Here is a 15,213-nt window from a genome sequence, read left to right on the forward strand (position 1 = left end):
TTTATATTACTCTCTCTTGTTTCATCTCAATTATCAAGTCACGCTTTTTCTCAAGTTGAATTTTAGTCGCGATAAACTTACCCAGAATTGTATTAACTACATTCGCTTCGCCGATTTCCGACGCAGCTCTCTCTATTCCTTTTGTTATTCCCCTCATCATGTTGTACGTGCTTATTGCATCATCGATTCCCAGCTCGACTATGTAATTGTCGAGAAATATCTCTACCCAACGAATTTTTTCAAGGACTTCGATCTTGCTTATCGGTGCACGCGGCCTCTCTTCGTCCGTAACAATCATGTCAAGCTCGGTAAGCGTTTTCAGCTCGTCAAGTGTTGCCAGTTTGCCCGTTGCCGCATCATCGGAAATCTTTATAAGTTCGTTAAACAGCCTCGAAGAAATTGGGGATTCTGCCATTTGTCCGTGTTTGGAAAAATCCGTTTTCGGTTGTCGGTGCCCTAATTTTTCATCTGGTATTCCAGTGGTTAGCCAAAATGCGTACTCAGGCCATTGTTTGCAAACCGCCTCAAGCATGAGCAAAGTACCATTTTGCTTTCCGCTAAGCAATTTTCTCCACGTCTCCCCCGCGATGCCGGTATAGGCCTCAAGAGTCTGCGTACGCTTCTTTCCATCAAGCTTGTGCTCGATGATCGTGCGTATCCGATCAGAAATTCTTTCCATTGTTTGACAATCCATCGTTGTTACGTTATATTCCGTAAATCGGAAGCCCTTTCCGGTTTCGGGAAAAATGGTCTAATTACTGCAACTTGAATCCAATTATGAGCGATGCTAAGCCTACTGTCATGCCTTTGTCGTCTGGTGCGGTTCCGCCGCTAGTGACACGTGAGCGTTTTGCAGAGATGTGTGGTCTTCCGGTGGGCGTCATCACTGGCTGGTGTAACAAAGGACTGGTCCCGTGTGTATCAATCGGGAAATATAGTCTCATCAATGTTGCACTGCTGCAAAACCGTTGCATAGCTCAAGAGTTCGCATGAACTACCCGAAAACCTTAGCTGAACGGCTGGAATGGATGGCCCAAAGCCTTCCCGGTTTCCGTGAGGAACTTGAAGTTGTGCGAGCGATTCAGCAATATGCCAACTCCAGTTCGGGCGTTATCGTTCGTCCGCTTCACCAAGCCTATACGCGTGTTGTGGTGCAATCCGCGATCCAAACGACTCTAGAGGACAAGTCTTGATGTTCTCTTCCCCTGGCCAGTCAGTCCAACTCTTACACGTCGATGCACTGGCGAGGATTGCTGCCTATGCGGCCGTGGATACTGCTAGTCGCCTTGATTGGTGGGGCCATCCTGATCGTCACGCCATGCGTAACGATCCGCAGTGGTCTGGTGTGTATCAAACCATTCTCAAGGCCACCCATCTTCGATGATTAACTACAGAATCCTTTGTACTGCTGGTGTTCTCGTTCACGGTTCCATCCCTGATTTCCTCGCATGCCTATCGGTTGCAAGGGACAAAATGTCTGTTTGCGCTGGCAATCTGCCTCATAGCCATTTGCGCCTTCATATTTACTACCCGAATCGTCAGCGAGTCCCGCAATTAGACCTGGATGCTGCGTTTCGTGTGCTCGACGCTGCTGCTCCAGGTACGGAACTCGGCTGTCCAACTGGCCCAAGTATCGGTCAGCTCGTTCGCAGCCGTGCCGCTGGCGTCTCAAACACGCCTGCCCGCAGCGAAGCGAGGACAGCCGTGTTTGAGACGCCAGCGGGCCAGGGTTCGGCAGTTGCCGTGGCTGTGGCTGGCTGGTCCTTGGGCCAGCAGGGTTTGGGGTTAGGGGTTGAAAGCCGGGAATCCTGTAATACCCGGCTTTTTTCTCATTTTGAGATTTCACAGGCTCCTACCGGGCGCAACGCTTCTGCTGCGCGCCCTTCGCGCTGAAATGTCTACGTTCATCGACTGGATTAACGTATTGCAGAACCATTTGGAGGGTGAACCTCTCAAGCCTGTATGCGGCGGCTATCTGACCCGCGAGAACAAGGAGTATCAGCATGAATGGACGGTAGGTACCTTTGACCGGCACGAGGGAAGTTTCGACACTAGCGTGTCGCTCCGCGCTTTTGGGAACACAGTCGAGGTTCGTGGTAATCCTGGTCGCCTTTGCAGGCCGGACAACCTGTTCAATCACAGCTTTGAACAGACTATTGACATCATCAACAGGCGGGTGCTTGCCCCGCATGGATTGCCAATGTATAGCGCCGCTCCAGCCAGGTGGATCGAGGCCGATAAACGTTCTCAACTTGGCGCTTCGTCCAGATTGTATCCGGGGGCGACGGTTTCGATGCTTCACGTCACGCGAAATTATGCGACTGGTGGTCGCAAAGAAGGCATGGAGTTCATGAATTATCTTGGTACTCAGTCGCTCTCGAATGTCAAGCGCTCGCGCGCCGGAGCGACAACCATCAATTGGGGCAAAAAGGGTGGACGCAAAATGGTGAAAGCGTACCTGAAAGCCGATGAAATGAAGGCGCACGTAAAGTCGAAGCTCTGGACATCGGAACATGAGCGCGTGTACCAGTTTTGTAATGATGTGGGACTCGTGAGGCTTGAGATTGAACTTGGGCGCAAGCTGCTGGAAGAGAATGGACTGCGAGGACTTGGAGAGATCACGATGGGAAAATTGATAAAGCTGTTTGATGAAAAGGTGGAAGGGCCACTGCTGCATCCGCAGCAGTACGAGGATGGTTATCCGCTCGATAGGCTTAGTCGTAAGGTGCGCTTGGCGTTCGTGGCCTGGGAGAAGGGCGTGGATCTTCTGGGGGATAACTTCTGTTCGCGTGCCACTTTGTACCGTTACGCTACTGAAGTTCGCGAGGTGCTCGGCGTATCGATTATGGAGAAGCGAGATTTCCGAACGTTGCCGGCACGCTATAAGGTCATTAAACCTGTCGCGCTCGAAGTTCCAGACTGGTACGCGATGGCTGCATAGGAAATAAGACATGTTGGGTTGAGCGAAATCGCGAAGCTTTTCAACGGACAAGTGATTGCGTTCTCTACCGGCGCGTAATCGCGACAAGTACTAGGTTAGCCGGGAAACAATGCGCCGTGCGGCGTGAAAGGAATTGCTGTGGCAGAAGCGAATGTAATGAAGATGGAAGACAAGAAAAGCCATATGTCTGCGAAGGCAATGCATGTTGTGGTTGCTGGCCGGATTGAAGGCTCGAAGACGTACGAAGGGAAGCGCTACACCCAAGTGATGACTCCAGCGGCGGACGCATATTCCCGTCCACAACTGGTGGAGGTGCGCAGTAAGGCGCGTTTGGGCGACAAGGGTGAGGAAATTACTTGCTCCTGCGTTTTGGGTGGCTTTCAGCGCAAGGCGTACGAAACAAAAGACAAACAGACCGGCGAGATCATCAAGGTAGTGCCGGTGGAACATACGCTCGACTTGGTGGAAATAGGCGACTGAGTCTTGGTATATAGCAGAGGAATTTGATGTCTATCGGCTCAGTTCAATCGGTCGTGGTTTGTGTTCCTGTAGCGAATGCGTCGGCTGTGGACTCAGTGTGTCCGGCCCTTAATAACCAGGCGTATGCGCCCCAGCGTGTGACGGCGTATCTCGTTGATCCTGCTCACGGTGCGGCCATTGATGCAGCTTTGGCACCTTTCGACTACGGCTATGCGTCAGCAATTTGGGCGTTCGCATTTTCGATGGTTGTTGGTTTGTATGTCGTGTCACACGGCATTGGTACTGTCCTGGGGTTTTTGCGCCGGGGTTGATTGTTGTACGTGGCGGGGCGGTTCCCGCATTTCACCTGAAAGGTTGTTTTATGAAATTTTCTTCGCTGACTAAAAAACTGGTCGTTGTCGCTTCGGTCGTCCTGGCCGCTCCTATGGCAATGGCTGTTGGGACTGGCCCCGACCTCACGCCCCTGACCAGTGCCATTGACTTTAGCACCGTCATCACCGCTGTCCTTGCGATCGCGGGGTTGCTCGCTACCGTCTACCTTGCCATCAAGGGTGCCAAGATCGTCCTGAGCATGTTGAAATCGACGTAATCAGTCGTCTGTAGTTATCTCCTGGGCGTTGGCAATGGTGCCGCGCCCTTTTTTTTGTCCTATTTGGAGGGTCGGCCGTGACGATCAATGATCTTTGGTATTTGTTTATCTTCGCCTGGGGCATCGTCTGCGGGTGGTCCGTTGTCAACGGTTTGAAATCTGGTTGAGGTGATCGTGCGTAAATTCTTTGTGGTGATATTTTCCTGGTTGCTGGTGTACCAGTCGTGTTTTGCCGCTGCCGTGCCTGTTAGCAGGATGCAGGGATCGACGTCCGGCCTCATTCAACAGAAGGTTGCTTCTCGCGGTTTTGCTGCCAATGATCCGCGTTTCGGGGCTACGCTGAGCGCCGTATCAACTACAGTCGCTACCATCGCCGGCACTGCCGCTGTTGTCGCCGTTGGCACTATTACCGCTCCGGCGTGGGTGACCTTTGTGCTGGCCGCGGGAGTCGGCACTATTGTTACGTACGGTGTTAGCGTTGGACTCGACGGTCTTTTTACTTGGCTGTTCAAGCCCAATGCGATTGATGTTTCCACCTCTTCAAGTTCGTCCGGTATCCCTGGCATTGGCACTGGCATCCCCTTCTGGGTCGGTACTGGTTCCGGTGGAATCACGGTCTACGGTGGCGACGGCCTTGCTCTTGCTCGACAGTTGTTTTACGACACTGTTAGCACCGTCGATATCCCTTCCTGTTCCGTCGGCGCTCAGTCCGTACAGTGCTACAAGGGTGGCGCCGTCGTCACGGTTGCAAAGAACAGTAATAGCGCCCCGCCAGCGACTTGTCCTGGTGGGAATTACTATTCGGGTTCCGTCTGCAAGCCCTACGCTTATCCGGTCCCTACCATTCCGCCTGCCTTGAACCAGACACCCCAGCAGGCAATTGACGCGCTTACTGATACTGAAAAGGCCAGGCCGTTGAATCCTCAACTGCTCGCTGCTGCCGCTAACTTGGCTTGGCAAAAGGCTTCCGCTGCCCCAGGGTACGATGGCATACCTTATTCACCCGCTGATCCAATAACGTCAGCCGACGCCCTGAACTGGAAGAATGCTAACCCCAACACGTACCCGACAGTCAGCGATTTTGTAGCGCCCCAGCCAGCTGCGAACTTGCCATGGTCGATGCCCGTTTCTCCGACCGCGACCACGCAAGACCCCGCCGTCAAGCCGGGCACCGCTACTAATCCAGCTGCGGCCAATCCGCTGCAAAACCTGGGCAGTGATCCGAACATAGGCGCTCCAGCGATGGAGGAAACGCCTACTGCCGAGAACATCTTGAAACCCGTTATGGACCTCATGCCGGGCTTTAAAAATTTCGTCGTTCCCTCGCACAGTGGAGTTTGTCCGAAACCCGAATTCACGGTGTTTTCGCAGCACATCATTATGGATAGCCAGTGCAATCTTGCTGAGCAAAACCGTTCCGCTTTGTTCGCGGTCATGGCCGCTGTTTGGGCCTTGTGCGCGGCCTTCATTGTGTTGAAAGCCTGATATGTACGGCATACTGCTCTCCGCACTAAACACCGTCCTTGGGTTCGTACTCAAGTCGGTGGTTGTTAAATTTGGCGTGTTTTTTGCGCTCTACTTTGTCGTGACCGGTTTCGTTTCGGTCCTCCAGTCCTCTGGCCTGTTACCGTCATCTTCCGCCGTTTCCGGTGCGCTTGGCGGCATCCCTTCCGGCGTCTGGTACTTCCTCGATCTGTTCGCCGTTTCCCAGGGAATTTCGCTGATCCTGGCCGCCATGCTGGCGCGGTTCATCATCCGGCGTATCCCTTTCATAGGATAAGACTATGCCTATCAACGCATTCGGAGGCGGTCCAGGCAGCGGCAAGACCTATGGTGTCATGGAGCACGTCATTCTCCCAGCCGTTGCCGCGGGGCGCTTCATCATCACAAACATCGACGGCTTGAACGTCCAGGCCATCTACGACTATGTAGTGCAGCACTATTACAAAGACAAGATCATTTGCATAGGTCACATCCGCAATTGCTCGCGTTCCGCTCCTGGGGAATCTGGTTTTTTCCCGGGCGAATTGTCGCTTGATAAGCCTTGCGCGTTTCCCGATCCCGAATGCAGCACCGTCGTTGGCGGTGATCTTGTAGTGATCGACGAGGCCACGCGTTATTGGCCTCAGGGCGACAAGGTAAGTAAAGAGGCTGCGTTTTTTTTCCGTGAGCACCGGCACTTTTCCAACGAGCTTGGGCATACCTGTGACCTTGTGGTGATTGATCCCGACTTGACACTTCTGGCGCGTCCTTTAAAGGGCAAGATCGAGTTGTCCAGTATTACGCATAAACCCAAGGCTGTAGGGCTGAATCGCTACGTGGTGCGGCTTTTCCGTGGGTCTAGGGTAACAGGTGCCGTGAAGCCGCAGTCCGTCAACGGGCCCTATTCCTTCAAGCCCCAGATATACGCTCTCTACAAGAGCTATTCGCACGACAAGGCATTGGAACAGCCGATAGACAATCGGCAGAACATTTTCCGCAGCAAGGTTCTCTGGCTCTACCTCGGCGGAATCGTTTGCATGGCGCTTGTGAGCGGTGTCTTTGCCCGGCGTTTTTTCAACCCAGATCTTGCTAATGGACGTGTTGCCGATATGGCCGCAGGGTCTGTTGCCGCTCCTGGCGTGTCCGTTGCTTCCGGTACTGTCGGTGTTTCTCCCACTGTCGGTATCCCCCAATTCTCTGCTCGCTGGCGTGTTGTCGGCACTTATACCGCCCGAGGTCATTCATGGGTTGTTGTGGCTGATGATGCCGGCCGCCTTCGTCATGAGTCGCCAGGAGCTTTTAACGGTAGTGGGTCACTGACCGTCGGCGAGGTCGACGGCGCTAAGGTCACCATTTACAGTGGCGCCATCGCTCGGTCCGCTGCCATTCCGATTCCTGCGTCTAAATGAGGCTTCATGTGATTAGCATAAACAGTTTCGCCTCCGCGAAACTTCGTCTTCGTCAATCCGTTGTTTGCGCATTCGTCGGCGCTGTCATGCTCCTGCCTTTCTATCCTGTTCAAGCCGCATCTAAGGTGCCTTCCGCCGACGAGGCCAAATTTGATTTTCGTGCCGTACCGGTGTCGCAGATCATAGGGCTAGTTTATGGTCAGGCTCTTACCGGTCCGTACGTGGTTGATCCTGCCGTGCTTAGCGATGAGCGGTTGGTGTCGTTTCGATTCGATTCCGAGCGAGGCGATTTCAGACGCTTCTGGAGCGCCTTCCTCGATTCCCTGGGCTTCACGGTGCAAACGCGCGGCGGCGTGGATTTTGTCTCAGTCAGGGCTGCTGACAAGTCACCTGTCGTTGTCCGCGATGTTCTCGTGTATCGGCCCAAGTACAGGTCTGTTGGTTATCTCGTTGACCTGCTAGGTCCGCTGTTTGCCCCCGGTGCGTTTGCTGCGCAGCGCCTTGTTGTTCCTCCCCTTGGCAATAGCGGTTCTGTTGAGGCTTCAAGAAATTCCGCTGCCGGGTCCGTCAACGTGGATTCCGATACGTTGGTGTTTTACGGCACTTCTGACGAAATCAAGCGTATCAACGCCGTTCTTCCGCAGGTTGATTTGTCCGCTGGTCAGGTCATGGTCAAGGCTGTGGTTTATGAGGTCACGACCGGTCAGACCGAAGGGTCTGCTTTCTCACTTGCTCTTTCTGTTCTTGGCGGTCGTCTGGGCTTGTCTATCAGCAACGGCGCGCAGCTTGAAAATTCTGTCCGGATCAGTACTGGTTCGATTGATGCTGTGTTGTCTGCTTTCAAGGGTGATTCCAGATTCAAAGCTGTCTCTACCCCAAGTCTGCGAGTTGTTTCCGGACAACGAGCCCAATTGCAGGTTGGCCAGGAAGTGCCTACCTTGGGATCGGTGACTTTTGCCCAAGGATCGAGCGTCCCGGTCCAGTCTGTCGAATACCGTTCTTCCGGCGTTTTGTTTGGCCTTGTTCCCACTGTTCGTGATGGTGGCATTCAACTGGTTGTTGACCAGCAGATTAGTGATTTTGCCCGTACCGAGACCGGTGTCAACAATAGTCCAACTCTTACCAAGCGTAGTTTGTCAACGACTGTCAACATGGCTGACGGTGAGTTGATCGTCCTCGGCGGACTCACTCAGGACAAGGCTACTTCATCCGATGGGGGACAATCGTTTTTACCAAAATTCATGCGGTCACGTGGGGTTTCTGATTCGCGCACCGAAGTTATTCTCATGCTCCAGGTGACAAGGATTTAACTACATTCGGTAGTTGGTGGTCCGAAGTTTGACCTTTCTCCCTGTGACAGGGAGTACTTGGTAAGTCCCTGGCTTTAGGGAGCTTTTTGACCTGCTAGAATCCGAAATGTTCCCTAAAAGTAGGGAGTAGAGTCCAGATTTCCCGCTTCAAACGGTTGCGTATAAGGTCGTGTACCTTGAAGGATGTTGGGAAGTCACGCTAAAAGCAACGACACTACGCAAAATGAGCGTATAGAAGTAACGTAACGGTGGCCCAGTCATTGGTAAGCTCGATGCTAGCTGACGATTACTGAGAATGGGGGCGGCTTAAGTCTTGACGAATGTCAAGATTCCGCCCGAAGGGACGGAACCCCCTGTGTCCTGGGGACATGTAGGAGCGTTTTGGCCGGTCGTCCCGGCCAGCGACGATGTCATCCAGCTGAGTCTGTCGATTAGCCCTCTGAGGCTCAACAAAGGTTCAACAGCATAGGTAGATGACATTGGTGTATAGGTAGGCAATGAAAGCTAAGTACTTGTATTGTAACGTATAGTTGCGTATTGTTGTCTAAGACTATGGACTCATAATCCTTTGGTCGACGGTTCAAGTCCGTCCGGGCCTACCAAACAGAAGAAGGGGGAGCGGCATCGGCTGTTCTCCCTTTTTCGCTTTCCTGTCGCGACACTTCTCCAACCCATCCTGTCATGCCGATCCTGCCCACCATCGCCTTTATTAACGAGGTTGAAGACTGCTATGCCATGCCGGGCGGCAGCCGTTCGCTTGGCACGGCCTTGCAGATGCTGCAAACGCGCTGGGCTGCCAATTGCCGCGATCGCGAAACGGCCTTGCGCCTGGCGTTCCTGGCGTGGTACACCGAGGCCGAGCCGACTTTTTTGACCGGCTTGCCCGAAAACCAAACGATGATACCGGTCTTCGAAGCTGCTGCTGCGGCCCTGGGCGGCGCCGACTGCATCGATCCCGAGGCTTGCTGCGTGATCGGCATGATGGCCGAACTGTGCCCGTATTTCTGCGGGGACGAGCAATACTGGCTCACTACCGGGAAATTGCTCAGTGCGCGAGCGCGTACGCTGTTGCCGCACGGTCTGGCACGGGCTGTATTTGCGGGGCGCGGCGCGTATGGGCAGTATTTCGCGCACATGACCGCCGCCCGATAAAATGCATAACGCTAAGTAAGTGTGCAGAAATTACAAGAATTTATGCGCACTTACTTAGGCCGGCGCCAGGACGATCAGCGCGCCGTATTTTTCGATCAGCACGGCAATCCCATACAGGAGCGCGCCAAGCACGCCGGCACCCACCAGCATGTTGGTCCTGAATCCCAGGTAGCAGATCCACTCGAGCGTCACCAGGAAGAAAAAACATAACAGGATGCTGGCGATGACTTTCAGGTCGAGAAACACATACATCATGCTGGCCACGATCGCCAGCGCTATAAACAAAGACATGTAGTGGCTGCGCTGCGCTTTGAACGGCCACGGCGAGGCGCCCACCAGCAAGGCGACCGACAGCGCAATGGTGCAGTAGTACTCGATGCCGGCCTCGAAATAGCGGGCTGATTCCCACTGCATGCCGGTGGTGCGCATGACGCAATACGCTGTCAGCACCACCAGGTGGCCGAATACCATGGCTTTGAGCAGGCGCTCCTTGAATTCCAGGGACAGCGTGCCGGGCGTGTACATCATGCTGAACGAGAAAACCCCGGACAGGCAGACGGCGGCGAAAAATCCGAAAATAGCAGATTGGTAGCTTAATGCCAGTGCGCCGAAATAGATCATCCCCAACAAACTGTCGGCGCTATGGGGCGCCCGCCGGTACAAGGGCAGCTTGTTCAGCGTTTCTCTGATGACCTTATAGGTCGTCATCATCCACGCCACCAGTATCAGGTTGGCAAAGGCGCAAAACAGCACCAGGTAAAAAGCCTGCGCCGGCCAGATCGCTTGCGGGCGCAGCGTTCCGCAGATGGTCAAGCTCAAAAAGACCAGCTGATAAACGATGGTCGGCACTTTGCTTACGTGAATCCACAGCGCTTTTCTCATCTTGAGCAGCGTGTCGTAAAACACCAGCAAAAAGCAGATGACCGCGACGACCTTGATCAGGTTTACCCAGGACATATACTTCGCCCACAGCGATGGCGCGCTTGCCTGGGCCTGGCCGGGCGCACTCACCGCTTGCCGGAAATCGCCCGCACTGACGTATTTGCCGGTGACTTCGCGCGCGACCGGCTCGCTCAGATAACCATCTTTCTGCATTTGCCTGATCAAGTCGGTCTTGATCGCGCCGGCAGTCGGCGCTTGTGGCGCTGGCGCTGGCGCCGGCGCTTGGGCAAACGCCCCCGCGCTGATAATCAGCATCCATCCCCAAAAGAACAAGCTGCGCAAATTGACCATGTAATTTCCGTTCAAAAATATTGAAACGAGGGTAACACAGGCGAGCTGGCATGCGCCGGTAACGGGAACTCACGCATTGATCGGCGCATGAGCAACGCGTTCTTGCACAGGAGATCACTCGCGAAAAGCAGCGGTCTCAGCACTTGAGAACCATCAAAAGCGGCCGGGAACCGACCGATACACTCGACCATTGAAGCAGCCGGTTTTGCACTGGGTGCACGGCGGCATCAGGACCTTTCGCTGCCACTTTTTTGCGCAGCACTCTCAAGGAGAAACCTCATGAAAACAATATTCTCGACCATCGCCAGCGCTGTCGCGCTGGCCTTCGCCAGCGGCGCCGTCTCGGCCCAGCCCACGGTGTCCACCTCTCAAGTGGGCACAGGCAACAGCCTGTACGTGGTGCAGCAGGCGCCCGAGGAGGAATTCTACGAACTGACTGCCACGATCGAGCAGACAGGCACGAACAACGTCGCCGGCGACCCGCTCAAAAAAATACCCGGCATTTTCCAGATCCGCTCTTACGATGCGTATGCGAACATCGTGCAGACCGGAAACCAGAATGGCGCGACCATTTCGCAGGACAATATCTACCGCAGCGGCACGGCCATCAAGCAGATCGGCGCAGATAACAAGGCGGTCGTGAAGCAAAAGGATTCCGGTGAGGTGGGCAATACGATCGAGCAAGTCGGCAATCGCAATGCGGTCAATGTCGATCAGCTTTACGTGTTCCCGTTCAGTATCCGTGCTTACCAGAAGGGCGATGACAACAACATCACCGCCAAGCAGGTCAATTCGGGTTTCGGCGGGCCGCTGGTGGAACAGGTCGGCAATCTGAACAAGGTCACCATCGACCAGGATAATGCGGTGTATTCGGGCGTGTGGGTGCAGCAGGGCGGCAATGGGAATAACGCCAGCGTCAAGCAGAAAGATTCCTATTTCACGCGCGAGCAAACCATTATTCAGAAAGGCAATTACAACGTGGCCAGCGCCGACGAACAAGGCCAGGATAACGCCAGCAAAATCGTCCAGACCGGTAATCTGAACAAGGCGACGGTGGTGCAGCGCCTCGATTACAGCCAGTCGCTGATTGACCAGACGGGCAACAACAATATCGCGTCCGTCACGCAAAACGGCGGCAATCAGTACGACACGCCCAACATCGCCTCGATCATCCAGAAGGGCAATGGCTTCGCCGCCGCGATTACCCAAAGCGGCAGCGGCAATCAGGCAGGGGTCGTGCAGCAGTAAGGTTCACCCGGGACGGCGATCGTGGAGGAGGGTGCCTGCGCCCGGCCTCAGTCGTTCCGGTCCAGATTGTCCTTCACTTGCAGCAATAGGCCGAGCAGTACCTGTTGCTGTTCCCCGCTCATTGCCCGCACCGCCTGCGCGTTCAGCTTGCTCGCTTCGGCCTGTGCCGCCTGCTGGATGGCCTTGCCGGCTTCGGTCAGGGACAGGTGCGTGTTGCGCCGGTCGGCCGGGTCGGCTTCGCCATGCAGCAAGCCGCGTTCGCGCAGCGCCGTGATCAGGCGCGCGACTTGCGCCTTGTCGCGGCCGCTGTGGCGCGCCAGCTCGCTCTGGGTCGCGCCCGGATGGCGGCCGAAAAACGCCAGCACCTTCGCTTCCATGTGCGTGAGCTCATGCTGGCCGTCGCGCAAGGCCTGGAATTGCTGCGAGCGGTACTGGTGCATGATCGTATGGATCAGTTCCAGCACGGCATCCCGGCGCGATTCGTCGGAATGGTTGACATTGTCATTTGATTCGTGGATGATAGGGGACATTGTCAATCAATTGAAGGATAAAGAGATGAGTATAGACGCTCCAGTCAGCCGTGTGCAGCGTGTGCGCCACGAGCTCAAGATTCGCCGGGTCGAGGTGCTCAGCGTGCGCCCCATCGGCAGCCATTTCCGCAGCATTAGCTTCGGCGGCGCGGCGCTGCACGATTTTCACAGCGCCTCGTTCGACGACCATATCAAGTTCATTCTCGGCGATGGGCCTGACGCCGCCAAGCGCGATTACACCCCGCGCAGCTTCGATCCGGCTGCGGGCGAACTGGTGATCGAATTCGCCCTGCATGGCGACGGCCCGTGCGCGGCCTGGGCGGCTCAGGCCGAGCCCGGCCAGCAGGTGATCATCGGCGGTCCGAAAGGCTCGCTGATCATTCCGGTCGATTACGAGTGGCATTTGCTCGTGGGCGACGAAACCGGCTTGCCCGCCATTGCGCGCCGCCTGGAAGAACTGCCGGCCGGCGCCCGCGCCACCGTCATCGTCAAGGTCGACGATGCGGCCGACCGCCGCGCCTTTGCCGGCGACGCCGAGGTCGACCTGCGCTGGGTCGGCAGCGACGCCGAGCTGTTGGCCGCCGTGCAGGCGTGGGCCTTGCCGGCCGGCGACGGCTACGCCTGGTGCGCGGGGGAAGCGGCAAGCATGGCCGCCGTGCGCCACGAACTGGTCGGCGTCAAGGGCCTGCACAAGACGGCCATCCGCGCCGCCGCCTACTGGAAGCGCGGCGGCAGCGGCTTTCATGAGAACCTGGAGTAAGCCGGCGCGGCTTGCGCGCTCTCGTCAGGCGCTCTGCCGTTCGCCCGCCGCGGGGGTATCGAACCAGATCCCATAGCGGTCGCCTTGCCACGAAAACAAGTAAAACAGATACGCCGTGGCCAGCATGATCAAGCCGCCCGCCAGCGCCGCTTCGCTCACGAAACCCAGCAAGCAAAACAGGAAGCCGGTGGCGTGCGACATGGTTTCGATGCGTTTGGCGACGCGCCGGGTCGGGTGAATGTGCAACAAGCCGAAGCCGAACCAGCAGCGCAGCCACAGCGGCAGCGCCTGCCAGTTGTGCGCATGTTTGTCGATCACGAAGTTCTCCTCGTTCAGGGTTGACACCTCCACATCAAGCGCTGCAGCAAGACATTTAAGCGACTCCACGCTGGCCTTGTGGCCGCTTTCGATGCGCTGGATCGTTCTCACGTTCAAGCCCGACATTTGGGCTAATTGTTCCTGAGAAAGATGGCGGCTGAGGCGAAGTTGTTTAAGAATCATGCTCTCTCCCGATGCTGGTGAACCACGAGTATTCCGCGATTCTAGCCGTGTCGGTGACGAAAAGCACCCGACATTGGCCCGACAATGGCCGCCATGCCCCTGGTCTCGCTATATTCGATGCGTTTCGAGCACCTGCGCGACGGCCGCGACGGCGCGCGCGACATCGGCCTCGCCGGTTTGCCAATTGCATACCGATATCCTCATGCAGCGCTTTCCACGCCAGGTCGTGTTGCTGAACAAGGCCTCGCCGCCGGCCAGCACGGCGTTGCTGACCGCATCCGTCCAGCGGTCGTGATCGCTTTCGCTTGCGCCCGGCGCGCGATCGAGAAAGCGCACCAGTCCTTGATTGACCGTCGGTTCCCATACAAGTTCAACGCCGGGCAGGGCGGCAATGCCGGTCGCGAGTGCGTGCGCCGCCGCGCAACAGCGCTCGACCATGGCGGCGACGCCATCGCGCCCGAGCTCGCGCATGGCGGCATACGCAGCCACGCCGCGCCCGCGTCGCGACCATTCCGGATTCCAGTCCTTGGGCTCGCGCACATGATCGTTGTGGGCAACATAACTGGCTTCGTAGGACATGGCGCGCCGCTGCGCATCCGCATGGGCAATAAAAGCGAATCCGCTGTCGTAGGGTACGTTGAGCCACTTGTGACCGTCGGTCGCCCAGGAATCGGCGTGTGCGACGCCGGCCAGCAGATGGCGGTAACGCGCGCTGGCGTTGGCCCACAGGCCAAAGGCGCCGTCCACGTGCACCCAGGCGCCGTAGCGGTGCGCCAGCGGAATGAGCTCGGCGAAACAATCATAGGCGCCGATGTTCAGGTCGCCCGCCTGCAGCACCACGATGAGCGGGGCGCCGGCGCTCTCGACCAGTGCCTGTTGCAGGGTTGCCGCCGCGAGCTGGCCGGCCGGGTTGACCGGCAGGCCGCGCACGGCGCCCGTGCCCAGGCCCAGCAAGCGGGCCGCGCGCGCAATGCTGCCGTGCAGCTGGTCGCCGCTCAGGATGCGGATCGGCGGAGCGCCGCACAGGCCGTCGCGTTCGACATCCCATCCGCGGCGCGCCAGCAGCGCATTGCGGGCCGCCGCCAGGGCGGTTGCATGCGCCATCTGGCAGCCGCTGGTGAGGGCGAAGCTGGCCTCGCGCGGCAGGCCGAGCAAGTCCTTCAGCCAGCTGCCGCAGACTTCTTCGATCACGGTGACCGCTGGTGCGCAGGCGTAGGTGGCGGCGTTCTGGTCCCAGGCGCTGGTGAGCCAGTCGGCCGCCAGCGCGGCCGGCAAGGCGCCGCCGATCACCCAGCCGAAGAAGCGTCCGCCGGCGCTGCCGTTGATGCCGCCGGCCGTGTCGGCGGCCAGCTCGTCGATGACTTGCGCGGCCGGCAGGCCGGCGTCGGCTAGCGGCCTGGATAAGCGGGCGCGCAGCGTGTCGAGGCTGGCGCGGGCGCCGACCGGCTGTTGCTCCAGATGATAGAGATGGTCCAGTGCGTGGCTCAGGGCACGTTCCAGTGCCGGGCGAAACGGGGAAATGGCATGCATGGTGGTGGGGGGACCTTGTATGGAGTATTGCCCCGAGCGTAAAGCCGG

Annotated in this window: 17 protein-coding genes; 12 read left to right on the forward strand and 5 right to left on the reverse strand. The window is 56.9% G+C overall.

Features of this window, described 5'->3' with window-relative positions; genetic code table 11:
* Position 1 precedes the first annotated feature (1 nt).
* Complete coding sequence (locus F2P46_RS12445; RefSeq protein WP_166889587.1) at positions 2 to 679, reverse strand: hypothetical protein; 678 nt, start codon at positions 677 to 679, stop codon at positions 2 to 4.
* Between the two features lie 310 nt (positions 680 to 989).
* On the opposite strand from F2P46_RS12445, the gene F2P46_RS12450 reads away from it, so the two are divergent.
* The 10 genes from F2P46_RS12450 to F2P46_RS12495 all read left to right on the forward strand — a co-directional run bounded on the left by F2P46_RS12450 (position 990) and on the right by F2P46_RS12495 (position 9,363).
* Complete coding sequence (locus F2P46_RS12450) at positions 990 to 1,193, forward strand: hypothetical protein (protein ID WP_166889589.1); 204 nt, start codon at positions 990 to 992, stop codon at positions 1,191 to 1,193.
* A 701-nt stretch (positions 1,194 to 1,894) separates the two neighbouring features.
* Positions 1,895 to 2,941 carry a phage/plasmid replication protein gene (locus tag F2P46_RS12455; RefSeq protein ID WP_166889592.1) on the forward strand — a complete coding sequence of 349 codons (1,047 nt, stop codon included), beginning with the start codon at positions 1,895 to 1,897 and terminating at the stop codon, positions 2,939 to 2,941.
* A 156-nt stretch (positions 2,942 to 3,097) separates the two neighbouring features.
* Positions 3,098 to 3,421: a single-stranded DNA-binding protein gene (locus F2P46_RS12460; protein WP_166889595.1), complete on the forward strand. Its 324-nt coding sequence runs from the start codon at positions 3,098 to 3,100 to the stop codon at positions 3,419 to 3,421.
* 26 nt (positions 3,422 to 3,447) lie between these two features.
* Complete coding sequence (locus tag F2P46_RS12465; protein ID WP_208296610.1) at positions 3,448 to 3,732, forward strand: hypothetical protein; 285 nt, start codon at positions 3,448 to 3,450, stop codon at positions 3,730 to 3,732.
* Positions 3,733 to 3,782: 50 nt separating this feature from the next.
* Positions 3,783 to 4,010, forward strand: coding sequence for a major capsid protein (locus F2P46_RS12470; protein ID WP_166889466.1), 228 nt, complete (start codon positions 3,783 to 3,785; stop codon positions 4,008 to 4,010).
* Positions 4,011 to 4,184: 174 nt separating this feature from the next.
* Positions 4,185 to 5,495 (forward strand): hypothetical protein, encoded by a 1,311-nt coding sequence (locus F2P46_RS12475; RefSeq protein WP_166889597.1) that lies wholly within the window; start codon positions 4,185 to 4,187, stop codon positions 5,493 to 5,495.
* A 1-nt stretch (position 5,496) separates the two neighbouring features.
* The gene (locus F2P46_RS12480; RefSeq protein ID WP_166889600.1) at positions 5,497 to 5,790 is read left to right on the forward strand and encodes a DUF2523 family protein; all 294 of its coding nucleotides are present in this window, start codon (positions 5,497 to 5,499) and stop codon (positions 5,788 to 5,790) included.
* A 4-nt stretch (positions 5,791 to 5,794) separates the two neighbouring features.
* Positions 5,795 to 6,901, forward strand: coding sequence for a zonular occludens toxin domain-containing protein (locus F2P46_RS12485; RefSeq protein WP_166889603.1), 1,107 nt, complete (start codon positions 5,795 to 5,797; stop codon positions 6,899 to 6,901).
* A gap of 86 nt (positions 6,902 to 6,987) precedes the next feature.
* Complete coding sequence (locus tag F2P46_RS12490; RefSeq protein ID WP_166889606.1) at positions 6,988 to 8,211, forward strand: type II secretory pathway protein; 1,224 nt, start codon at positions 6,988 to 6,990, stop codon at positions 8,209 to 8,211.
* Positions 8,212 to 8,892: 681 nt separating this feature from the next.
* Positions 8,893 to 9,363 carry a hypothetical protein gene (locus tag F2P46_RS12495; RefSeq protein ID WP_166889608.1) on the forward strand — a complete coding sequence of 157 codons (471 nt, stop codon included), beginning with the start codon at positions 8,893 to 8,895 and terminating at the stop codon, positions 9,361 to 9,363.
* 54 nt (positions 9,364 to 9,417) lie between these two features.
* Here the strand turns inward: F2P46_RS12495 and F2P46_RS12500 are convergent, their stop codons facing one another.
* The gene (locus F2P46_RS12500; protein WP_166889611.1) at positions 9,418 to 10,596 is read right to left on the reverse strand and encodes a hypothetical protein; all 1,179 of its coding nucleotides are present in this window, start codon (positions 10,594 to 10,596) and stop codon (positions 9,418 to 9,420) included.
* A 279-nt stretch (positions 10,597 to 10,875) separates the two neighbouring features.
* Here F2P46_RS12500 and F2P46_RS12505 point away from each other — a divergent pair, with 279 nt between their 5' ends.
* Positions 10,876 to 11,844, forward strand: a complete 969-nt coding sequence (locus F2P46_RS12505; RefSeq protein ID WP_166889647.1) for a hypothetical protein — start codon at positions 10,876 to 10,878, stop codon at positions 11,842 to 11,844.
* A 47-nt stretch (positions 11,845 to 11,891) separates the two neighbouring features.
* Here the strand turns inward: F2P46_RS12505 and F2P46_RS12510 are convergent, their stop codons facing one another.
* Complete coding sequence (locus F2P46_RS12510; protein ID WP_166889650.1) at positions 11,892 to 12,374, reverse strand: MarR family winged helix-turn-helix transcriptional regulator; 483 nt, start codon at positions 12,372 to 12,374, stop codon at positions 11,892 to 11,894.
* 25 nt (positions 12,375 to 12,399) lie between these two features.
* Here F2P46_RS12510 and F2P46_RS12515 point away from each other — a divergent pair, with 25 nt between their 5' ends.
* Positions 12,400 to 13,134: a siderophore-interacting protein gene (locus F2P46_RS12515; RefSeq protein ID WP_166889654.1), complete on the forward strand. Its 735-nt coding sequence runs from the start codon at positions 12,400 to 12,402 to the stop codon at positions 13,132 to 13,134.
* A gap of 24 nt (positions 13,135 to 13,158) precedes the next feature.
* Here F2P46_RS12515 and F2P46_RS12520 read toward each other — a convergent pair whose 3' ends face one another.
* Both F2P46_RS12520 and F2P46_RS12525 read right to left on the reverse strand, forming a co-directional pair.
* Positions 13,159 to 13,635 (reverse strand): helix-turn-helix transcriptional regulator, encoded by a 477-nt coding sequence (locus F2P46_RS12520; protein WP_166889657.1) that lies wholly within the window; start codon positions 13,633 to 13,635, stop codon positions 13,159 to 13,161.
* A 108-nt stretch (positions 13,636 to 13,743) separates the two neighbouring features.
* The gene (locus tag F2P46_RS12525) at positions 13,744 to 15,165 is read right to left on the reverse strand and encodes an aspartate aminotransferase family protein (RefSeq protein WP_166889660.1); all 1,422 of its coding nucleotides are present in this window, start codon (positions 15,163 to 15,165) and stop codon (positions 13,744 to 13,746) included.
* Positions 15,166 to 15,213: the final 48 nt, after the last annotated feature.

The organism is Massilia sp. CCM 8734, from assembly GCF_011682155.1.
Taxonomy (GTDB): domain Bacteria; phylum Pseudomonadota; class Gammaproteobacteria; order Burkholderiales; family Burkholderiaceae_D; genus Telluria_A; species Telluria_A rubra.